The organism is Actinomadura flavalba DSM 45200, from assembly GCF_000374305.1.
Lineage (GTDB): Bacteria > Actinomycetota > Actinomycetes > Streptosporangiales > Streptosporangiaceae > Spirillospora > Spirillospora flavalba.
This window is the reverse complement of the sequence record NZ_KB894097.1, coordinates 113,055-134,049: the sequence shown is the minus strand read 5'-3', so window position 1 is coordinate 134,049 and position 20,995 is coordinate 113,055. Positions and strand designations below refer to the sequence as shown.

Here is a 20,995-nt window from a genome sequence, read left to right as displayed (position 1 = left end):
TCCTGCGGAAGTTAGGCGAGCCTGAGTCCAGGCAAGGGTTCTGACTAGGGCAGGATGCCTAAGAGAAGAGCCCCGCTCGTGGCCCGGAGGACGTCCCCCCGGGACCCGGGTTCGACGCGGGGTCGCTGAACGACAAGTTGGGTGTACGCCGCGCCGTCATGTCCCGGACCGGGCCGCGCGGTGGTGACGGAGGAGGAGTCCGTGTCCGCGAACAGCTTCGGCAGCCGTAACACGCTGCAAGTAGGCGACAAGGCGTACGAGATCTACCGGCTGGACGCCGTCGAGGGCTCGGCGCGGCTCCCGTACAGCCTGAAGGTGCTGCTGGAGAACCTCCTGCGCACCGAGGACGGCGCGAACGTCACCGCCGACCACATCCGCGCGCTGGCGGGCTGGGACAGCCAGGCCCAGCCCAGCCAGGAGATCCAGTTCACGCCCGCCCGCGTGATCATGCAGGACTTCACCGGCGTCCCGTGCGTCGTCGACCTCGCCACCATGCGCGAGGCCGTCCGCGACCTCGGCGGCGACCCCACCAAGATCAACCCGCTGGCGCCGGCCGAGATGGTCATCGACCACTCGGTCATCGTCGACTACTTCGGCACGCCGCAGGCTTTCGAGCGCAACGTGCAGGTCGAGTACGAGCGCAACAAGGAGCGCTACCAGTTCCTGCGCTGGGGCCAGACCGCCTTCGACGAGTTCAAGGTCGTCCCGCCGGGCACCGGCATCGTCCACCAGGTGAACATCGAGCACCTGGCCCGCGTGGTGTTCGACCGCGACGGCGTCGCCTACCCCGACACCTGCGTCGGCACCGACTCGCACACCACGATGGAGAACGGCATCGGCGTCCTCGGCTGGGGCGTCGGCGGCATCGAGGCCGAGGCCGCGATGCTCGGCCAGCCGATCTCCATGCTGATCCCGCGCGTCGTCGGCTTCAAGCTGACCGGCGAGCTGAACCCCGGCACCACCGCCACCGACCTCGTCCTCACGATCACCGAGATGCTGCGTCAGCACGGCGTCGTCGGCAAGTTCGTCGAGTTCTACGGCGAGGGCGTCGCCGCGCTGCCGCTGGCCAACCGCGCCACGATCGGCAACATGAGCCCCGAGTTCGGCTCCACCTGCGCGATCTTCCCGATCGACGGCGAGACCCTGTCCTACCTGCGCCTCACCGGCCGCAGCGAAGAGCAGATCGCCCTGGTCGAGGCGTACGCCAAGGAACAGGGCATGTGGCTGGAGCCGACGGCCGAGCCGGAGTTCTCCGAGCACCTGGAGCTGGACCTGTCGACGGTCGTCCCGTCGCTGGCCGGTCCCAAGCGCCCGCAGGACCGCATCTCGGTCTCCGATGCCAAGGCCACCTGGCGCCGCGACGTCCGCAACTACGTCAAGGCCGAGCTGGGCCCGGTGGACGAGTCCGTCGCCGAGTCGTTCCCCGCGTCCGACTCCCCGGCCGTCAGCCGCAACGGCGACGCCGACGACAAGCCGCGCGAGTCCACCTCGCGGGACGGCGGGCGCCCGCACAAGCCGGTCACGGTCACCCTGGAGGACGGCACGTCCTTCGAGCTCGACCACGGGCACGTCGCCGTCGCGGCCATCACGTCGTGCACGAACACCTCCAACCCGTACGTCATGATGGGCGCCGGGCTGCTGGCGAAGAAGGCCGTGGAGAAGGGCCTGACCCGCAAGCCGTGGGTGAAGACGTCGCTGGCCCCCGGCTCCCAGGCCGTCACCGACTACTACGAGCGCGCGGGTCTCACCCCGTACCTCGACAAGATCGGCTACAACCTGGTCGGCTACGGCTGCACGACGTGCATCGGCAACACCGGACCGCTCCAGCCGGAGATCTCCAAGGCCGTCAACGACAACGACCTCGCCGTCACGGCCGTCCTGTCGGGCAACCGCAACTTCGAGGGCCGCATCAGCCCCGACGTGAAGATGAACTACCTCGCGTCGCCGCCGCTGGTCATCGCCTACGCGCTCGCGGGCACGATGGACATCGACATCCTCAACGACCCGATCGCGGAGGGCACCGACGGCCCGGTCTACCTGCGCGACATCTGGCCGTCCGCCGAGGAGGTCGCCGAGATCGTCGAATCGTCGATCGGCCAGGAGATGTTCACCCGCAACTACGCCGACGTCTTCAAGGGCGACGAGCGCTGGCGCGGCCTGGACATCCCCACCGGCGGCACCTTCGAGTGGGACCCGGCCTCCACCTACGTGCGCAAGGCCCCCTACTTCGACGGCATGGAGATGGAGCCCGCGCCCGTCACCGACGTGCGCGGCGCCCGCGTGCTGGCCAAGCTGGGCGACTCTGTCACCACCGACCACATCTCCCCGGCGGGCTCGATCAAGGTCGGCACCCCGGCCGCGCAGTACCTCCAGGAGAACGGCGTCGAGGTCCGCGACTTCAACTCCTACGGCTCGCGGCGCGGCAACCACGAGGTGATGATCCGCGGCACGTTCGCGAACATCCGGCTGCGCAACCAGCTCCTGGACGACGTCGAGGGCGGCTTCACCCGCGACTTCACGCAGGACGGCGCCCCGCAGTCCTACATCTACGACGCCGCGCAGAACTACGCCGCGCAGGGCACCCCGCTCGTCGTCCTGGCGGGCAAGGAGTACGGCTCGGGCTCCTCGCGCGACTGGGCCGCCAAGGGCACCGCGCTGCTGGGCGTCCGCGCCGTCATCGCCGAGTCCTACGAGCGCATCCACCGCTCGAACCTCATCGGCATGGGCGTGCTGCCGCTCCAGTTCAAGGAGGGCGAGTCCGCCGACGCGCTCGGCCTGACGGGCACCGAGACGTTCGACATCACCGGCGTCGAGGCGCTGAACGAGGGCGGCGTCCCGTCCGAGGTGACGGTCAAGGCCGACGGCAGGGAGTTCACCGCCGTCGTCCGCATCGACACCCCGGGCGAGGCCGACTACTACCGCAACGGCGGCATCATGCAGTACGTGCTGCGCAACCTGCTGCGCAAGTAACCGGCACCCGCCGTACGGGCCGCTCTCCCACGGGAGGGCGGCCCGTCCGCGTTCCCGCGTCAGGAACCGGCCAGGTGCAGATGGGCGCGGCGCCCGGTGGCGACGGCGTCGCCGAGCGTCCGCGCGGCGGCGACGGGGTCGCTCGCGCCGAAGACGACCTTGGCCGACGCGACGCCGTCGCACCCGATCTCCAGCGCGCGGACGGTGTCGGCGGCCGTCCCGATGCCCGCGCCGACGATGATCGGCACGTCGAGCCGGTCGATCATGATCTCGAACTTGAGCGGGTTGGCGATGCCCTGCCCGGACCCGACCGGTGAGCCCTGCGGCATGACGGCCGCGCAGCCCAGGTCGGCGAGGGCCTGTGCGAGGCCCGGATCGTCGGGGATGAGCGGGGCGACCTCGAAGCCGAGCCGCACCAGCTCGCGGGCGGCGACGAGGATCTCGTCGGCCTTGGGGACGTGGTGGTCGGGGTCGTCGCTGATGATGAGCTTCACCCAGCGGCGGCCGACGAGTTCGGCGCCGTGCAGCGCGGCCTGGACGGCGCCCGCCGCGTCGTGGGCGCCCTCGGTGTTGGGCAGGACGTGGACGGCGCTGTCGCGCAGGGTGCCGAGCAGCAGGTCGTCGTCGTCGGGGCCGACGCGGTCGGTGCGCGCGGTGACGATCTCGGTGCCGCTCGCGCGGAGGATCTGGGGGAGCCGCGTCAGGTCGGCGTCCTCGGGGAGGGCGAGCATGAGCCGGGACGCGAGCGTCACGCCGCCGAGCTGCCAGGTGTCGGACATGTCAGCCTCCCGGGGCGATGGTCACCACGTCGATGTGCTCACCGGCCTTCAGCCGGTGCGACGGCCACAGGTCGCGGGGGACGATCTGGTGGTCGATCTCCAGCGAGACCTGGTCCCAGGGGGCGTCGAGGCGGTCGGCCAGGTCGCCGAGCGTGCTGCCGGAGGGCAGGTCGAACGGCTGGCCGTTGATGTGGACGGTGATGTCGCTTCCGGTCATGAGACTCCTTCGGTGCGGGGTTCAGGCATGATCGGCGACCTCGGTGGGGGCGCCGGCCTCGGCGAGCAGCGCCCGCCAGGTCTCGCTGTTGGTGAACTGCGCCTCGACGTGGACCGGATGCCATTCCACGACGCCGTGGCGGACGAGCGGGTCGTCCGCGAGCAGCGCGGCGATGGCGTCGGGGTCGTCTCCGGCGGCGACGACGAATCCGCCCGTGCGGGGGAGGCGCCTGCCGCCGAACAGGAACGTGCCGTTCGCGAAATGGTCTTTGACCCAGGCGCGGTGTTCGGGGATCAGTTCGTCGATCCGTTCGAGGGGTGCGGTGTAGGTGTTGAGCAGGAGGAACACGGGTGACCTTCCGGGGGAGATCGGCTGGTGTTCACGTGGCCGTGCGGCCGTGATGCACGTCTACCCGGTGGCCGGGAAAAGAAATCGAAATCGGTCAAGAATCTTGCAGAAATAGGTTCGGGCAGATCATTTCAGAGAAGCGAGGGACGGAAATTGCTTACTGCACTATTCGCCCCAATGGCATCTTTGGTGGAGAAAGGTCGGGCTGGCGGAGATTCTCGGACGGTGACCGTGTCGCCGCCCCCGGGAGGGCGGCCGGGAACGGAGGGAGGTAACGTTCCGGCGTTATGCCGGGATGGGAGTTCGTGCTGGTGGTGGGGGGCGTCGCCGCGCTGCTGCCGCTGGCCACGTCCGCGGTGGCGCTGATCGTCCGTAGCCTGGTCTGATGCGTCCCACCAAGACCGACATGGAAGCCGCCCGCGACCGTGTGCTCGCCGACGTCCTCCCGCCTCCGGGAGTCCCGTTCCGGGTGTTGTTCTCCGGTATCAACCCCGGCCTGTACTCGGCGGCGACCGGCCACCACTTCGCGCGTCCCGGCAACCGCTTCTGGCCCGCGCTGCACCGCTCCGGCTTCACCCCGCGCCTGCTCGCCCCCGCCGAGCAGGACGAACTGGGCGCGCTCGGCCTCGGCATCACCAACCTGGCCCCCCGCGCCACCGCCCGCGCCGACGAGCTGACCCCCGCCGAACTGCGCGCCGGAGGCGAGCGGCTGCGCGCGCTGCTGGACGAGCGCCGCCCCGCCGTGCTGGCCGTCTGCGGCGTCACCGCCTACCGGACGGCGTTCGGCCGCCCCAAGACCGCGATCGGCCCGCAGGACGAGCCGTTCGGCGCGACGCGGGTGTGGGTGCTGCCCAATCCGAGCGGGCTCAACGCGAGCTGGCAGCCCGAGCGGCTGGCGGCCGAGTTCGCGCGGCTCAGGGAGAGCGCCGCAGCGCGGCCGGGGCGAGCATCGTCCGGATCGTCGTGACGAGCGACGCGGACGGCTCCCACAGGTCGGTGCGGCCGAGCGCGACGACGGGCCGGGGGAGGGGCCGCACGTCGTCCAGCGTCCAGTGGAACGCGCCCGCGTCCGCCCACGGTCCGCACTCGCAGGGCGATCCGGGGCACACGGCGGTGAGTTCGGCCAGGGCGATGACGGCGCCGATCGTGGCGAGCGGGTCCGAGGCGTCCCAGCCCGCCGAGCGGACGAGCGCCGAGTCGCAGGCGGTGAGATCGACGCGCATCGAGGCGTGCACGAGGACCGGACCCCGGTAGGAGGTCGGCTCGGGCCGGTTGGAGACCGTCTTGGCACCGCGCGCGATGGCGAAGGCCCAGGGCTGCTGGACGCTGATGGCCCGCATGCGCGTCACCTCCCGGGCGCGTAAGCGACGATTGGTGCACAAGATGATGTCTCACACCATAGGGGTCGGCAAGCCGGGGAAAGCGCCGTTGCTTCCGCCTTCCCCCATCAATCGCCCCGAAACACGCCGAACCGGCCGCCGGAGATCATTCCGGCGGCCGGTTCCCGCGCCTGATCAAGCCGATTCGACCAGCTTGGCGTAGGCGATCGTGTTGTCCAGGTAGTGGCCGGTACTCGCGTCGAACGCGCCCCCGCAGGTCACCAGCCGGAGCGAGGCGTAGTCGATGTCCTCGGCGTAGACCTTCTCACCGGGGAACTTCTTCTTCGGCACGCTTTCCAGCTTCTGCACGGCGAACGTCGCGACCGACCCGTCCTGGCGGGCGATCTCGATCCGGTCCCCCTTCTTCAGCTCCCGCAGCCGGAAGAAGACGGCCGGTTTCTTGTGGGCGTCCACATGCCCGAGCACGACCGACGGGCCGACCTCGCCCGGCGTCGGGCCCTTCTCGTACCAACCGGCGAGGTTGGGCCGCGACAGCGGCGGCTCCTCGATCCGGCCGTCCGGTCGCAGGCCCAGCCGGGACACCGGCGCCTCCACCCGGAGCTTCGGGATGCGGATCGTCTTCGGCGGCGACCGGTCCAGCGGTTTGCCCGCCGCCACCGGTTCGGCCGCGGGCGCGGCCGGGGACGAGACGGCCGGCGACGACGCCGCGACCGGCTTCCCGCCGTCGCCGCCGCAGCCGGTGAGCAGGAGTCCCCCGGCCAGCACACCGGCCACCGCGAGCGAGCCGCGGCGGCCGGCGGCCGGTGTGGTCACACGCGCCACTACGCCTGCTCGCGTCCGGCGGAGCGACGACGCAGCAGCAGCAGCCCGCCGCCCACGACGGCCAGACCCGCGGCGGAACCGCCCGCGAGCAGCGCCGTGGACGAGCCGCCGTCGGCGTGCCCGTACAGCGTGCCGTCACCGGTGTTGGGCGCGCCGACCGGGATCTCCGGGTTGCCGCCCGGCTTCGGCTTGATCGCCTGGCCCGGCTTGGTGCTGTACTTGACGTAGCCGTGGCCCTTGCAGGCGACGGTGGCGGTCGTCGGGTTGGGCAGCGTGCCCGCGCGGAACGCGCCGACGGCCTTGAACGTGCCCTTGCCGGTCTGCTTGACGGCCAGCGCCTTCGTCGTGAAGCCGTTGCCGGTGATCGTGACCGCGGTGGGGCAGTTGACGGTGAAGCCGATCTTGCCGCCCGGCACGACCTTGCGGGTCGTGAGCTTCACGTCGTCGTAGCCGAAGGAGAACTTCGGCGGCTCCGGCGTCGTGGGCGTCGGGGTGGGCGTCGGCTTGGGCTTGCCGGGGTTCACCTTCAGGGAGAACTTGGCCGTGCCGCCTTCGAGCTTGCAACTGAAGACGACGGTGTAGGTCGTGCCGGGCTTGAGGTCGGCGCGCGTCGCGGCGACGGCCGTCCAGGTCTTGCCCGCCGCACCGGTGAACGCGGGGTTCGCGGTGAAGATGGCCGTGGCGTCACCGGTCGGGGCCTCCAGGCACTCGGTGACCTTGACGGTGAGCTTCTGGCCCGGCGTGAACGGGTTCGGCGACGCCGAGATCGTGGGGTCGGCGAAGGCGGGGCCCGCCGTCCCGAGCACAACGGCTCCCGCCACGGCACCTGCCGCGGCGAGTCGTGCTGCGCGCATGGGTTCTCCTCTGCGTTTCGGAGGCTTCCGTCGCCCGGAGCAGGGCGGTGGCCGAAGGCGGGGTCGGCGGGCGGGGGCGCCGACAGACGACCGGACCGGGGGTCCGCGGAGGACGGGAGCGAAAAGAGACAACGGGGCGGCAGCTTAACGAGAACGGCGTGTGCGACAAGGGAGAAAGGGGCGAACAGTGGATGGACGGAGCATGTGCGGTGAGCGATGCGGCCGTCACCTGTCGGCGTTCGCGCAGGGAGGAGGGGCGTGGCGGACGAGGGGACGTTCGTCGCCGCCGTTTGGTTCTGGCCTGATCCGGCCGCCATTCTGTCGGGTTTTGTCGTTGTTTTGTGACGCGTGTCGCAGCACGTCAACGCGGCCGCGTCCGGGTGCCGGGATGAACGGGTCATGGCACGGGGTGCCATTTCAGGCGACCAATCGGGAACGGGCCAGGAACGGATTCACGAAAAACGCGTGCCGCCCGGAGGAAAGTTCCCCGGACGGCACGCGCTGGAAAGGACCGGTCACCAGGGGAGCGCCGGCGGAAGGCCGCCGGTCCCCGCGTCCGGCCACTGCGCGGGCGGGCCCAGCGGGATCAGTTCCGCCATCTGGAGCCGGTACCAGGGCGACGCCTCGGGCCGGTCCACCAGCTCCACGCACCGCTCCCACGGCCACCACTGCGCGTCCTCGACCTCGTCCGGATTGACGACGAGGTCCGGGCGCGACGTCGTCGCCCGCACCACCGGGCAGCGCTCGAACTCGACCGTCCCGTCCGCGGCGACCGCGCGGTACCGGAACGCGGGCAGCACCGGCGTCACCGTGTCGACGCTCACACCGAGCTCGTCGCGCAGCCGCCGCTCGACCGCGTCGCGCAGGCCCTCGCCCGGGCCCGGGTGCCCGCAGCAGCTACCCGTCCAGACACCGGGGAACGTCCGCTTGGCCAGTGCCCTGCGGGTGATGAGCACCTGACCCCGAGGGTCGACGACATAGGACGAGAAAGCGAGGTGGTACGGGGTCTCCGCGTGATGGCTGGCGACCTTGGGCGCCGTCCCGATGGCCTCGTCGGCCGCGTTGAGCAGCACGATCTCCTCGACACCCATCTGTGTATCCCGCCCCAATCGTTGCTGTACGGATGATGCGCGGAGACCCCGACGGGGTCCGCGACGGGTGTTCGCCCGCCCGGACCGGACTAAACTCGGAACGGCCCGACGACCAGGGGTACCCCAAGATCCCTGATGGAGGAGTTGAAACGCGTGACCCTGCTGAAGTCGATCACAGGTCCGGAGGACCTCAAGCGACTGGACGCCACGCAACTGCCTCGTCTCGCGGAGGAGATCCGGGAGGCCCTGGTGGAGGCCGTCGCCAAGACCGGCGGTCACCTGGGGCCCAACCTGGGCGTGGTCGAGCTGACGATGGCCCTGCACCGGGTCTTCGACTCGCCGCACGACAAGATTCTCTTCGACACCGGCCACCAGGCCTACGTCCACAAGATGCTGACCGGCCGCCAGGACTTCACCGAGCTGCGCCGCCGCGGCGGGCTGTCCGGCTACCCGAGCCAGGCCGAGTCCCCGCACGACCTCATCGAGAACTCCCACGCCTCCACCGCCCTGTCCTACGCCGACGGCCTGGCCAAGGCGTTCCAGGTGCGCGGCGAGAGCGACCGCTCCGTCGTCGCCGTCGTCGGTGACGGCGCGCTCACCGGCGGCATGTGCTGGGAGGCGCTGAACAACATCGCGGGCGGCCCCGACCGGCCCGTGATCATCGTCGTCAACGACAACGGCCGGTCCTACTCGCCGACGATCGGCGGCCTGGCCAGCCACCTCGCGGGCCTGCGCGTCACCCCCGGCTACGAGCAGGCGCTCGACCTGATCAAGAAGACGGTGCCGCGCGCGCCCGTCGTCGGCAACGCCGCCTACGAGGCGCTGCACGGCATCAAGAAGGGCCTCAAGGACGTCTTCGCCCCGCAGGCCATGTTCGAAGACCTCGGCATCAAGTACGTCGGCCCCATCGACGGCCACGACACCGAGGCCGTCGAGGACGCGCTGCGCCGCGCCCGCGACTTCGGCGCGCCCGTGATCGTCCACGCGATCACCCGCAAGGGCCAGGGCTACGCGCCCGCCGAGAACGACACCGAGGACTGCATGCACGGCGGCGGCGCCTTCGACCCCGCCACCGGCCGCTTCCACGTCAAGTCCGGCGGGCCGAGCTGGACGTCGGTGTTCGGGAGCGAGATGGTCGCGCTCGGCGCCGAGCGGCCCGACGTCGTCGGCATCACCGCCGCCATGCTCTACCCGGTCGGCCTCGCCCCGTTCGCCGAGGCGTATCCCGACCGCGTCTACGACGTGGGCATCGCCGAGCAGCACGCCGCCACGTCGGCGGCCGGGCTCGCGCTCGGCGGGCTGCATCCCGTCGTCGCGCTCTACGCCACGTTCCTGAACCGCGCGTTCGACCAGCTCCTCATGGACGTCGCGCTGCACCGGCTGCCCGTCACGTTCGCGCTGGACCGCTCCGGCGTCACCGGCGACGACGGCGCCAGCCACAACGGCATGTGGGACCTGTCCATCCTCAGCCTCGTCCCGGGCCTGCGCGTGGCGGTGCCGCGCGACGGCGCCCGGCTGCGCGAGCTGCTGCGCGAGTGCGTCGCCGTCCAGGACGGCCCCACCGCCATCCGCTACCCCAAGGGCCCCGCCGCCGCCGACCTCGCCGCGATCGAGCGCGTCGGCGGCGTCGACGTGCTGGCCCGGCACGAGGGCGCCAACGGCGCCCGCGCGCTGATCGTCGCGGCCGGTTCGATGGCGGGCACCGCCGTCGCGGCGGCCGAGCTGATCGCCGCGCAGGGCATCGGCGTCACCGTCGTCGACCCCCGCTGGATCAAGCCGCTCGACCCGGCGATCGTCGAGCTGGCCGCCGGGCACTCGCTCGTCGCCGTCGTGGAGGACAACGGCCGCACCGGCGCCGTCGGCGACGCCGTCGCCCGGCTGCTGCGCGACGCCGGCAACGACGTCCCGCTGCGCACGTTCGGCATCCCGCAGGAGTTCCTCGACCACGCCTCCCGCGCGCAGATCCTCGCTGACATCGGCCTCAACCCGCAGGACCTCGCCCGCGACATCACCGAGGCGGCGTCGCTGCTCGCCCACGCGCGCAGCCGCAGCACGGCGTCCGCCGAGTAAGGCGCCCGCCCGCACCCCACCGGCCCGCCCGGCGGGGTGCGCGGTGCTGCGGTCACACGCCTTCGGCGGTGTGCATCTGCCAGTAGTGGTTGATCGACGCCGAGGCGGTGCCGAGGTCGCGGCCCGAGTAGGTCCAGCGGCCGCGCAGCCGCCAGGGGCGGCCGTCGCCGTCCTGGACGAAGACCTGGAGCGGGAACGCGGCGTCGTGGGAGCGGATGACGCCCGCCGAGTCGACCGACGCGCGCAGGTCGGGGTCTCCCTCGCACCGCACGCCCATGACCTGCGTCCCCGGGTCCTGGCGCAGGAGGCCCCGCGTCAGGTCGTACACCAGGACGGACACGTAGTCGGGGCCGAGCCACCGAAGATCCGGCAGCGCGACGGGCGGGGGGAAACCGAACAACTCGGGACCGACGGTCACACGCGCACCGTAGCGTCCCGCCCGGGGTCGCGTCACTGCCTTGACGGCCGGTATGTCGCCGGTTTCCTGTTCTCTGGGCGCCAGACGGCGGCCGGGATCACTCGGTACGGCGGCACGCGTCGCGCATGGCGTCCCAGTGTGCGAGCTTGACGCGCTCGCCCCGGCTGAGGGACGCGCCGAGGGCGACCTCGGCGGCGTCGAGGTTGAGCCAGTCGGTGTAGGAGACGGGCGTGAGGCCCCGCGCGGCCAGCAGTTCCTCCACCGAGGCCGCCGCGCGGTACGGCGTCGCCGCCAGGTCGGCGAGCAGGTGCGCGACCGTCTCGGCGGCGTCGGACTTGTTGGTGCCGACGACGCCGGTCGGGCCGCGCTTGATCCAGCCCGCGACGTACTCGCCGGGCTGGCGCGTCCCGTCGGCGGCGACGATCCGGCCCCCGTCGTTGGGGACGACGAACGCGTCCTCGTCGAACGGGACGCCCTCCAGCGCGACGCTCTGGTAGCCGACCGAGCGCAGCACCAGGCCCGCCGGAAGCGTCTCGTACTCGCCGGTGCCGACGACGCGGCCCGCGCCGTCGGGCCGGGTGCGTTCGAGCCGGACGGCCTCGACGCGGCCGGTGCCGAGCAGTTCCACCGGGGCGCGCCAGAAGCGGACGTCGATGCGGCGCGGCCGGTCGCCGGTGGGCGCGCCCGTCCAGCCGCGCAGCACCTTGAGGTTGCCGCGCACGAGCCGGTCGCGTTCGGCGGCGGCGTCGTCGGCGGTGACGTCCTGCTCCATGTCCTCGGGGCGGACGTGGATCTCGGCGCTGGGGAGCTGCCCGAGTTCGCGGGCCTCCTTCGTCGTGAACTTGGCCTGGGCGGGGCCGCGCCGCCCGATGAGGTGGACGCGGCGGACGCGGCTCGCGGTGAGGGCGTCCAGGACGTGTTCGGGGATGTCGGTGGAGCGCAACTCGTCGGGCGTCTTGGCGAGGATGCGGACGACGTCGACGGCGACGTTGCCGACGCCGATGACGGCGACGTCCTCGGCGGACAGGTCGAAGGCGTGCCCGGCGGCGTCGGGGTGGCCGCAGTACCAGTTGACGAAGTCGGTCGCGGCGACGCTGCCCGGCAGGTCCTCGCCGGGGACGCGCAGCCGCCGGTCCACCATGGCGCCGGTCGCGTAGACGACGGCGTCGTAGCAGGTGAGCAGCTCGTCGCGGGTGAGGTCGCGGCCCAGCTCGACGCAGCCGAAGAACCGCACGCCGGGGCTCTCCAGCACCCGCTGGAGGTAGCGGGCGATGGACTTGATGGAGGTGTGGTCGGGGGCGACGCCGTAACGGACCAGCCCGTACGGGGTGGGGAGCCGGTCGAAGACGTCCACGCGGACGCCCCCGGCGGCCTGCTTGATCAGGGCTTCGGCCGTGTAGAGCCCCGCGGGGCCCGACCCGATGACTGCGACGCGCACAGGAACCACCATGCGGGCATTGTGCCCACGAACGTCTGGTTTCGGCATCGCGCGCCGTGCCTACTTCGGTTCGGCGCCCTTCTCCGCGACGCGGAGCCGGCTGTGCCGGTGGCCGTACGCGAAGTAGATCAGGGTGCCGAGGACCATCCACGCCAGGAAGCGCAGCCACGTCTCGACGGGCAGGTTCAGCATGACGAACACGCAGGCCAGCACCGACAGGATCGGGACGAGCGGGACGAGCGGCGTGCGGAACGCGCGCGGCAGCTCGGGCCGGGTGCGGCGCATGATGACGACGCCGATCGACACGACGACGAACGCGAACAGCGTCCCGATGTTGACGAGTTCGGCGAGCTGCGCCAGCGGGATGAACCCGGCGAGCACCGCGACGAGCGCGCCCATGATGATCGTGACGCGGTAGGGGGTGCCGAAGCGCGGGTGGACCTGCGCGAGCCACGGCGGCAGCATCCGGTCGCGGCCCATCGCGAACATGACGCGGATCTGCCCGAGCAGCAGGATCAGCACGACCGTGGTGAGCCCGGCGACGGCGCCGATCGAGATGATCGTCGCGAAGGCCGGATGCCCGACGGCCTTGAACGCGTCGGCGAGCGGCGCGGCCGTGCTCAGGTCGGCGTAGTTCTGCATGCCGACGACGACGAGCGCGACCGCCGCGTACAGCACGGCGGTGATGACGAGCGAGCCGATGAGGCCGATCGGCAGGTCGCGCTGCGGGTTGCGCGCCTCTTCGGCGGTGGTGGCGACGACGTCGAACCCGATGTAGGCGAAGAACACGACGGCGACGGCCGCGAAGATGCCGAGCCAGCCGAAGCTGACGGGCGTCACCCCGAACAGCACCTGGAGCAGCGGCGCGTGGATGCCCTCGGTCGACTCGCTCGGCTGCGACGGCGGGATGAACGGCGTGTAGTTGTCGGCCTTGAGGAAGAACAGCCCGGCCACGATGACCAGCAGCACGACCGACACCTTGATCGCGACGACGATCGCGTTGACGCGGGACGACACCTTGGTGCCGATGACGAGCAGCACCGTCACCAGCAGCACCAGCAGGATCGCCGGGATGTTGACGACGCCGCCCTCGCCGGGTGGATTGGCCAGCGTCTCCGGCCAGGTGATCCCTATCGAGTCGAGCAGGGACACGAAGTAGCCCGACCATCCGACCGACACCACGGCCGCGCCGAGCGCGAGTTCGAGGATGAGGTCCCACCCGATGATCCAGGCCGGGAACTCACCGAGCGTCGCGTAGGAGAACGTGTAGGCCGATCCGGCGACCGGCACGGTCGAGGCGAACTCGGCGTAGCACAGCGCGGCGAGCCCGCACACGACGGCGGCCAGGATGAACGAGATCGCGACGGCGGGCCCGGCCTTGTCGCGGGCGACCTGGCCGGTGAGGACGAAGATCCCCGTCCCGATGATGACCCCGACGCCGAACACGACCAGGTCGAAGGCGGACAGCTCCCGCCGCAACCGGTGCTCGGGCGCCTCGGTATCGCGGATGGACTGCTCCACCGACTTGGTGCGAAAGAGGTGCACGGCCCACTCCGTTCCGCCGGGATCTCCAGCCATGATCGCCCCAATGTGACGCGCCAAACACGCGACCGCCCGGAAGTCTCCGATGTGCCGGAAAAGACCTGTTCAGCCGATGGCGAAACGGGTAGCGAAAGCGCGCGGAAATCGCTCTCCCGAACCGAGGCCGAATCGGCACGGTGGTGCCCGGTCCACCCATGACCTCCGAGAACACCACCGAACGCCCGGTACCGTCCGCCATCGCCCGGCCGGGCGCCGCGTCCGTACGGTCGGTCCGCGTCCGCCGAACCCCGGCGGCGGCACGGCCGATCCCGGACAGGAAGACCTCTGTGCACCGACACGGCGGGATCACCGGTCGGTGCCCCCGGTCGCTCGGGACGGCTACCGGGCGTATCCCCGCGCTGCCGGACCTGGACCCGGAGACGGGATCCCCACCCGGGTCGGGGCGCACGCGCCGGTCGGCTGAGCACCGCCGAGAAGAGGGCGTGAGACCACCGTGCGGCGGCGTCTGGTCGGGGCTGACAACGAGGGGTTCCGTGGGCTGGGGTGCCGCCGGAGATATCCGGTCGAGTGCCGGTACGGCGCCGTGGTAGGAGTGTGGAGCGTTCGGAGCTGAGCGGAATCCCTCATCGGATTCTTCTCCGGGTGTGAGGCCGGGGCGGGACCATTGCTGCCATGTGTGGACCGTCCCGGCTTCCCCGTGCCGAAATGGCCGCAGGGCGGCACCCGGTGATCCGGATGCCGCCCCGCGGGGTCGTGGTGCGTCCCTACCGGGGGACGGACGCGACGCCCGGCTCCAGGAACCGGGAGCCGTTGACCTGCTCGGAGACGCCCGAGCGGTCGAGGTAGGGCGTGATGCCGCCCAGGTGGAAGGGCCAGCCGGCGCCGAGGATCATGCACAGGTCGATGTCCTCGGCGGCCGCGACGACGCCCTCGTCCAGCATGAGGCGGATCTCCTGGGCCAGGGCGCGCAGCGCGCGGTCGAGCACCTGCTCCTCGGTGGACGGGTTCGCGCCGCCGCCGAAGAGCTCCACGGCCTCGGGGTCCAGGGAGAAGTCGGGCTGGTAGACGCCCTTCTTCCCGGCCGCGACGAACTTCGCGAACTTCTCCGACAGCGGGAACCGGTCCGGGAAGGCGCCGTGCAGCGTCTCGTTGACGTGCAGCGCGATCGCCGGGCCGACCAGGCCCATCAGGACGAACGGCGGCATCGGCAGCCCGAGCGGCGCGGCGGCGCGCTCGGCCACGTCGATCGGGGTGCCCTCGTCGACCGTCTGGATGATCTCGGCCATGAGGCGCAGCAGGATGCGGTTCGCCACGAACGCCGGAGCGTCCTTGACCAGCACCGACGACTTCTTGAGCTGCTTGCCGACCGCGAACGCCGTCGCCAGCGCCGCGTCGTCCGTCTGCTCGCCGCGGACGATCTCCAGCAGCGGCAGCACCGCGACCGGGTTGAAGAAGTGGAAGCCCACGACCCGCTCGGGGTGCCGCAGCTTGGACGCCATCTCCGACACCGACAGCGAGGACGTGTTCGTCGCCAGGATCGCCTCGGGGGAGACGTGCTCCTCCACCTCGGCGAAGACCTTCTGCTTGACCGACATCTCCTCGAAGACGGCCTCGATGACGAAGTCGGCGTCGGCGAACGCGTCCTTGGTCAGCGAGCCCGAGATGAGAGCCTTGAGGCGGTTCGCCTTATCGGCGGAGACGCGGCCCTTGCCGAGCAGCTTGTCGATCTCGGCGTGCGCGTAGCCGACGCCCTTGTCCAGGCGCTCCTGGTCGAGGTCGGTCAGCACGACCGGGACCTCCATGCGGCGCGCGAACAGCAGCGCGAGCTGCGAGGCCATCAGGCCCGCGCCGACGACGCCGACCTTGGTCACCTTGCGGGCCAGCGCCTTGTCCGGCGCCCCGGCGGGACGCTTGGCGCGCTTCTGCACCAGGTCGAACGCGTAGAGACCGGCGCGCAGCTCGTCGCTCATGATGAGGTCGGCCAGCGCCTCGTCCTCGGCGGCGAAACCCTCGTCGCGGCTGCGGTCCTTGGCGGCGGCCACGAGGTCCAGCGCGCGGACGAAGGACGGCGCCGCGCCGTGCAGCTTGCCGTCGATGTTCCAGCGGGCGAGCGCCACCGCGTCGTCCCACGCCTTGCCGGTGTCGACCTCGGGGCGCTTCACCCGCACCTGACCGGTGAGGACGCGGGCCGTCCAGGTCAGCGACTCCTCCAGGAAGTCGGCCGACTCGAAGATCGCGTCCGCGATGCCGAGGTCGAACGCCTGCGGGCCCTTGAGCATCCGGTTCTGCGCGAGCGGGTTGTCGATGACGACCTTCAGCGCCTTCTCGACGCCGATCAGCCGCGGCAGCAGGTACGTGCCGCCCCAGCCGGGGACGAGCCCGAGGAACGTCTCGGGCAGCGCGAACGCCGGGATGCCCGCCGAGATCGTCCGGTACGTGCAGTGCAGGCCGATCTCGACGCCGCCGCCCATCGCCGCGCCGTTGTAGTAGGCGAACGACGGGACGTTCAGCTCACCGAGGCGGCGGAAGACGTCGTGGCCGAGCCTGCCGATGAGCGCCGCCTCATCGCGGTCCGAGAGCGAGGAGACGCCCTTGAGGTCCGCGCCGACGGCGAAGATGAACGGCTTGCCGGTGACGGCCACGGCCACGATGTCGTCGCGGGCCTCGACGGTGTCGAGCACGTCGTTCAGCGCGAGCAGGCCGCGCGGGCCGAACGTGTTCGGCTTCGTGTGGTCGAAGCCGTTGTCCAGGGTGATCAGGGCGGCGGTGCCCGCGCCGAACGGCAGCGCGACGTCGCGCACGTAGGCGTGCGTGACGACTTCGTCCTGGTTGCGATCCTCGCTCGCCAGCAGCGAGCGCCACGTCTCTACGCTACTCACTTGCCACCCTCCCAGTTCACGTTCTCCCAGAGGACGGTCCCGCCCATGCCCATGCCGACGCACATGGTGGTGAGGCCGTAGCGGACGTCGGTGCGCTCCTCGAACAGCCGCGCGAGCTGGTTCATCAGCCGCACGCCGGAGGACGCGAGAGGGTGGCCGACGGCGATGGCGCCGCCCCACGGGTTCACGCGCGCGTCATCGTCGTCGATCTTGAAGTGCTCCAGGAACGCGAGCACCTGGACGGCGAACGCCTCGTTGATCTCGATGAGGCCGATGTCGTCCATGGTCAGCGAGTTGCGGGCGAGCAGCTTCTCGGTGGCCGGGACCGGCCCGACGCCCATGATCTCGGGCTCGACGCCCGCGAACGAGAAGTCGACCAGCCGCATCTTGGGCGTCAGGCCCAGCTCGCGGGCGACGTCCTCGGCGGCGAGCAGGCACGCGGTGGCGCCGTCGTTGAGCCCGGCCGCGTTACCGGCGGTCACGTTGCCGTGCACGCGGAACGGGGTCTTGAGCCCGGCGAGGCTCTCCATCGTGGTGGTCGGACGCGGCGGCTCGTCCTCGGTGGCCAGGCCCCAGCCCTTGTCGGCCGAGCGGATCGCGGTCGGCACCAGGTCCGGCTGGATCTTCCCGGCGGCGTAGGCGGCGGCGACCTTCTGCTGGCTGCGCACGGCGTAGGCGTCGGCGCGCTCCTTGGTGATGCCGGGGAACCGGTCGTGCAGGTTCTCGGCGGTGGAGCCCATGACCAGCGCGGACGGGTCCACCAGCTTGTCGGCCAGGAAGCGCGGGTTGGGGTCGACGCCCTCGCCCATCGGGTGGCGGCCCATGTGCTCGACGCCGCCCGCGATGACGACGTCGTAGGAGCCGAACGAGATGCCGGCGCCGGAGGTGGTGACGGCCGTCATCGCGCCCGCGCACATGCGGTCGACGGCGTAGCCGGGCACGCTCTTGGGCAGGCCCGCCAGGACGGCGGCGGAGCGGCCGATGGTGAGGCCCTGGTCGCCGGTCTGCGTGGTGGCCGCGATGGCGACCTCGTCCACCCGCTCCGGGGGCAGGGACGGGTTGCGCCGGATGAGTTCGCGGATGGCGCGCACGACCAGGTCGTCGGCGCGGGTCTCCGCGTACAGGCCCTTGGGGCCCGCCTTGCCGAACGGCGTGCGGACGCCGTCGACGAACACGACGTCACGTGCGGTGCGAGGCACGGGTCGTCCCTCCCTCGGGGATGGTCGATGTGGTTGAGCCCCGTGCCGCCCGTGGCTGTCGCGGGGCGGCACGAGTACCCACGAGCACGATGCTACTCGCTGGTAACCGTCAATGCTACTCGTCAGTAACTACTGACGCGGAGTCAAAGCGCTCCAGCTCTTGTCGCCGTGAAAGCCGCTGGGTAACGTGACGGCAAAGTCGCCGAGGAGGTCGCGGTGGTGCACGCCAGGCCCCATTACCGTCCGGGTCTTCGCCGCCGGATGGGACTCTGGCGCGACCTCGCCGGGCTGCTGCTGCGCACGGGTCTCGTCTTCTCCGGCGCGCCCCTCAGGGGACCGCTCCAGATACGGGCGCTGCGCCGCTGGCACACGACGCTCGCGGGCATCGTCGTCGCCGCCGCGGCGCGCAACCCCACGCGCGTCGCGCTCATGGACGAGGCGGGCACGCTCACCTTCGGCGAGCTGGACCTGCGCAGCACCCGGCTCGCCGCCGGGCTCCCGCTCGACGGGCCCGCGCAGCGCGTCGGCGTCCTGTGCCGCAACCACCGCGGCATGGTCGAGACGCTCGTCGCGTGCAGCAAGCGCGGCGTCGAGGTCGTCCTGCTCAACACCGGGTTCGGCGCGGGCCAGGTGCGGGCCGTGCTCGGCGAGATGCGGATGGACCTCATCGTCGCCGACGCCGAGTTCGTCCGGATTCTGGCCGCGTCGCCGCACGCGCTCCGGCGCAGCATCGTGTGGACCGATCGCACGCCCGCGCCCGGCGCCGGGCCGACGATCGACGAGATCGTCGCCGCGACCCCCGTCAGCAAGATCGCGCCGCCGCAGAAGCTCAGCCGCACGATCGTGCTCAGCTCCGGCACGACCGGCCGTCCCAAGGGCGCGCGGCGCCCGCCCCGGCCGGGGCTGTGGCCGCTGGCGTCGATGACGTCGCGCATCCCGCTCCGCACCCGGCACACGATGATCATCGAGGCGCCGCTGTTCCACACCTGGGGCTACGCGGCGCTCCAGATGGCGTGGGCGCTGCGGGCGCCGATCGTGCTGCGGCGCCGGTTCGACCCGGCCGCGACGCTCGGCGCGATCACCGCCTACCCCAACACCGTGCTGTTCGCCGTGCCGATCATGCTCCAGCGCATCCTGGACCTGCCCGAGGAGACGCGCGAACTGTACGACACGTCCGGGCTGAAGATCGTCGCGCTGAGCGGCGCCGCGCTGCCCGGCGACCTCGCGACCCGGTTCATGGACGTCTACGGCGACCGGCTCTACAACGTGTACGGCTCCACCGAAGCGTCGTGGGTGTCGATCGCCACCCCGCGCGACCTGCGGATCGACCCGCGCACCGCCGGACGGCCGCCGCGCAACACCGCCCTGTCCATCCTGGACGACGAGGGACGGCCCGTCGGCCGCTCCACCATGGGCGAGATCCACGCCGCCAACGAGCTGATCTTCGAGGGCTACACCAGCGGCGAGCCGCTGCGCGTCCGCGAGGGCCTGCTGGCCACCGGCGACCTCGGCCACGTCGACCACCGGGGCCTGCTGTTCGTGGACGGCCGCCGCGACGGCATGATCGTCTCCGGCGGCGAGAACGTCGTGCCCGGCGAGGTCGAGGACGCGCTGCTCCGGCTGCCGCAGATCCACGAGGTCGCCGTGGTGGGCGTCCCCGACGAAGCCTACGGGCAGCGGCTCGCCGCCTACGTCGTGCTGCGCGAGGGCGCCGAGCTGGACGAGGCCACCGTCCGCGCCCACGTCCAGGAGCACGTCGCCCGGTACGCCGTGCCGCGCGACGTCCACTTCATCCGGGAACTGCCGCGCAACGCGACCGGCAAGGTCGTGCACCGCTGGCTCTCCAGCGGCCCCTATCCGGTCCGGCCGGAGGGCCGCGTCGCCTGGCCGCAGCACTCATCCTGACGCGGGGAAGCGGGCCGTGACGTCCAGGCCGCCGGACGTGCCGGGACGGGCGTCCACGGTGCCGCCGTGGGCGGCGACGACGGCGGCGACGATCGACAGGCCGAGGCCCGCGCCCTCGGCCGACGCGACGCGGTCGCCGCGCAGCCGGCGGAACGGCTCGAAGATCATCGCGATCTCGTAGCCGGCGACCGGGCGGCCGGTGTTGCGGACGCGCAGGTACGCCCAGCCGTCGTGGGTGCCCGTCGCGAGGTCGATCGTGCCGTCCGGGACGTTGTACTTCGCGGCGTTCTCCAGCAGGTTGACCGCGCAGCGCTCCAGCAGGACCGGGTCGCCGGTGACGGGCGCGTCCGCCAGGTCGGCCGTCACCGTCACGCCGGAGGGCGGCTCGACCTGGTCCAGGGCGCTGCGGGCGACGTCCGGCAGCGCCACCGGCACCGTCGTGGACAGCTCCCGCTCCGACTTGGCCAGCAACAGCAGGCCCTCGATGAGCCGTTCGTGCCGGGCGGTGTTGCCCAGCAGGACCTCGGCCAGCGCCTTCGTCTCCGGCGGGTTCCGCGACCCGGCCAGCGCGACCTCCAGCACCGTCCGGTTGATCGTCAGCGGGGTGCGCAGCTCGTGCGAGGCGTTGGCGACGAAGCGGCGCTGCCCGTCGAACGCGCGGTGCAGGCGGTCCAGCATCCGGTCGAACATGTCGGCCAGGTCTTTGATCTCGTCCTGCGGGCCCTGGAGCGCGATGCGCTCGTGCAGCGTGCTCTCCGACAGGCGCTGCGCCGTCGCGGTCACGGTGTGCAGGGGACGCAGCATCCGGCCCGCGACGACGTGGCCGATGAGGACGGCCAGGATGCCGAACGCCAGCAGCAGGAGCACCGACGCCTGGAGGAGCTGGGTCAGGATCTCGGCCTTCTGCCGGGCGATCTCGGCGTCGACCTCGCGGCGCAGTTCGATGATCCCGGCCGGGTCGCCGAGGTCGATCGGCTCCCGGCGCCGCATCAGGACCTTGACGGGCATGAGGTTGCCGTTCAGGGCGCGGCGCGTCAGCAGGTAGCAGGCGCCGACGAGCAGCGCGGCCGACGCCGTGAACAGCGACCCGTACACCAGCGTCAGCCGCGCCCGCAGGCTCATC

General features: G+C 71.7%; 17 protein-coding genes. 4 read left to right on the top strand and 13 right to left on the bottom strand.

Annotation, left to right across the window (positions count from 1 at the left end):
- Positions 1-201: 201 nt before the first annotated feature.
- Positions 202-2,970, top strand: a complete 2,769-nt coding sequence (acnA, locus tag C229_RS0119330; protein WP_026313945.1) for an aconitate hydratase AcnA — start codon at positions 202-204, stop codon at positions 2,968-2,970.
- 59 nt (positions 2,971-3,029) lie between these two features.
- On the opposite strand, the gene C229_RS31145 is transcribed toward acnA, so the two are convergent.
- From C229_RS31145 to C229_RS31140, 3 genes are read right to left on the bottom strand one after another with little or no spacing between them, the layout of a single operon-like run.
- The gene (locus C229_RS31145; RefSeq protein WP_018656752.1) at positions 3,030-3,749 is read right to left on the bottom strand and encodes a beta/alpha barrel domain-containing protein; all 720 of its coding nucleotides are present in this window, start codon (positions 3,747-3,749) and stop codon (positions 3,030-3,032) included.
- 1 nt (position 3,750) lies between these two features.
- A complete protein-coding gene (gene thiS / locus C229_RS0119320) occupies positions 3,751-3,966 on the bottom strand; it encodes a sulfur carrier protein ThiS (RefSeq protein WP_018656750.1) in 216 nt (71 codons plus the stop codon).
- A 21-nt stretch (positions 3,967-3,987) separates the two neighbouring features.
- A complete protein-coding gene (locus C229_RS31140) occupies positions 3,988-4,314 on the bottom strand; it encodes a YciI family protein (protein ID WP_018656748.1) in 327 nt (108 codons plus the stop codon).
- A gap of 385 nt (positions 4,315-4,699) precedes the next feature.
- On the opposite strand from C229_RS31140, the gene mug reads away from it, so the two are divergent.
- The gene (gene mug / locus C229_RS0119305; protein WP_018656746.1) at positions 4,700-5,281 is read left to right on the top strand and encodes a G/U mismatch-specific DNA glycosylase; all 582 of its coding nucleotides are present in this window, start codon (positions 4,700-4,702) and stop codon (positions 5,279-5,281) included.
- On the opposite strand, the gene C229_RS31135 is transcribed toward mug, so the two are convergent.
- The 4 genes from C229_RS31135 to idi all read right to left on the bottom strand — a co-directional run bounded on the left by C229_RS31135 (position 5,229) and on the right by idi (position 8,421).
- On the bottom strand, positions 5,229-5,654 hold the full coding sequence (locus C229_RS31135; RefSeq protein ID WP_018656745.1) for an ASCH domain-containing protein: 426 nt from the start codon (positions 5,652-5,654) through the stop codon (positions 5,229-5,231). The two genes, mug and C229_RS31135, sit on opposite strands and share 53 nt — an antisense overlap.
- 174 nt (positions 5,655-5,828) lie before the next feature.
- Positions 5,829-6,476 (bottom strand): class F sortase, encoded by a 648-nt coding sequence (locus C229_RS0119295; protein ID WP_018656744.1) that lies wholly within the window; start codon positions 6,474-6,476, stop codon positions 5,829-5,831.
- Positions 6,476-7,330, bottom strand: coding sequence for a hypothetical protein (locus tag C229_RS0119290; protein ID WP_051109026.1), 855 nt, complete (start codon positions 7,328-7,330; stop codon positions 6,476-6,478). The genes C229_RS0119295 and C229_RS0119290 overlap by 1 nt, the downstream gene beginning before the upstream one ends.
- 515 nt (positions 7,331-7,845) lie before the next feature.
- The gene (idi, locus tag C229_RS0119285) at positions 7,846-8,421 is read right to left on the bottom strand and encodes an isopentenyl-diphosphate Delta-isomerase (RefSeq protein WP_018656742.1); all 576 of its coding nucleotides are present in this window, start codon (positions 8,419-8,421) and stop codon (positions 7,846-7,848) included.
- Between the two features lie 153 nt (positions 8,422-8,574).
- Between idi and dxs the strand changes: the two genes are divergently transcribed.
- Entirely contained in the window at positions 8,575-10,491 is a 1,917-nt protein-coding gene (gene dxs / locus C229_RS0119280; RefSeq protein WP_018656741.1) for a 1-deoxy-D-xylulose-5-phosphate synthase, read from the top strand.
- A 52-nt stretch (positions 10,492-10,543) separates the two neighbouring features.
- On the opposite strand, the gene C229_RS0119275 is transcribed toward dxs, so the two are convergent.
- From C229_RS0119275 to C229_RS0119255, 5 genes are all read right to left on the bottom strand, one after another.
- Positions 10,544-10,909, bottom strand: a complete 366-nt coding sequence (locus tag C229_RS0119275) for a hypothetical protein (protein ID WP_018656740.1) — start codon at positions 10,907-10,909, stop codon at positions 10,544-10,546.
- 97 nt (positions 10,910-11,006) lie between these two features.
- Positions 11,007-12,359, bottom strand: coding sequence for an FAD-dependent oxidoreductase (locus C229_RS0119270; protein ID WP_033424566.1), 1,353 nt, complete (start codon positions 12,357-12,359; stop codon positions 11,007-11,009).
- A gap of 48 nt (positions 12,360-12,407) precedes the next feature.
- Entirely contained in the window at positions 12,408-13,892 is a 1,485-nt protein-coding gene (locus tag C229_RS0119265; RefSeq protein ID WP_018656738.1) for an amino acid permease, read from the bottom strand.
- A gap of 761 nt (positions 13,893-14,653) precedes the next feature.
- The gene (locus C229_RS0119260) at positions 14,654-16,768 is read right to left on the bottom strand and encodes a 3-hydroxyacyl-CoA dehydrogenase NAD-binding domain-containing protein (protein ID WP_018656737.1); all 2,115 of its coding nucleotides are present in this window, start codon (positions 16,766-16,768) and stop codon (positions 14,654-14,656) included.
- Positions 16,765-17,967: a thiolase family protein gene (locus tag C229_RS0119255; RefSeq protein WP_033424565.1), complete on the bottom strand. Its 1,203-nt coding sequence runs from the start codon at positions 17,965-17,967 to the stop codon at positions 16,765-16,767. The genes C229_RS0119260 and C229_RS0119255 overlap by 4 nt, the downstream gene beginning before the upstream one ends.
- Before the next feature lie 261 nt (positions 17,968-18,228).
- Between C229_RS0119255 and C229_RS0119250 the strand changes: the two genes are divergently transcribed.
- On the top strand, positions 18,229-19,872 hold the full coding sequence (locus C229_RS0119250; protein ID WP_018656735.1) for an AMP-binding protein: 1,644 nt from the start codon (positions 18,229-18,231) through the stop codon (positions 19,870-19,872).
- Here C229_RS0119250 and C229_RS0119245 read toward each other — a convergent pair.
- Positions 19,864-20,994, bottom strand: coding sequence for a sensor histidine kinase (locus C229_RS0119245; protein WP_018656734.1), 1,131 nt, complete (start codon positions 20,992-20,994; stop codon positions 19,864-19,866). The genes C229_RS0119250 and C229_RS0119245 overlap by 9 nt on opposite strands.
- Between the last annotated feature and the right edge of the window lies 1 nt (position 20,995).

Coding starts and splice junctions, on each gene's coding strand:
- C229_RS31145 (WP_018656752.1), bottom strand. CDS start 3,749: ATGTCCGACACCTGGCAGCTCGGCGGCGTGACGCTCGCGTCCCGGCTC.
- thiS (WP_018656750.1), bottom strand. CDS start 3,966: ATGACCGGAAGCGACATCACCGTCCACATCAACGGCCAGCCGTTCGAC.
- mug (WP_018656746.1), top strand. CDS start 4,700: ATGCGTCCCACCAAGACCGACATGGAAGCCGCCCGCGACCGTGTGCTC.
- C229_RS31135 (WP_018656745.1), bottom strand. CDS start 5,654: ATGCGGGCCATCAGCGTCCAGCAGCCCTGGGCCTTCGCCATCGCGCGC.
- C229_RS0119290 (WP_051109026.1), bottom strand. CDS start 7,330: ATGCGCGCAGCACGACTCGCCGCGGCAGGTGCCGTGGCGGGAGCCGTT.
- idi (WP_018656742.1), bottom strand. CDS start 8,421: ATGGGTGTCGAGGAGATCGTGCTGCTCAACGCGGCCGACGAGGCCATC.
- C229_RS0119270 (WP_033424566.1), bottom strand. CDS start 12,359: ATGGTGGTTCCTGTGCGCGTCGCAGTCATCGGGTCGGGCCCCGCGGGG.
- C229_RS0119250 (WP_018656735.1), top strand. CDS start 18,229: ATGGGACTCTGGCGCGACCTCGCCGGGCTGCTGCTGCGCACGGGTCTC.
- C229_RS0119245 (WP_018656734.1), bottom strand. CDS start 20,994: ATGAGCCTGCGGGCGCGGCTGACGCTGGTGTACGGGTCGCTGTTCACG.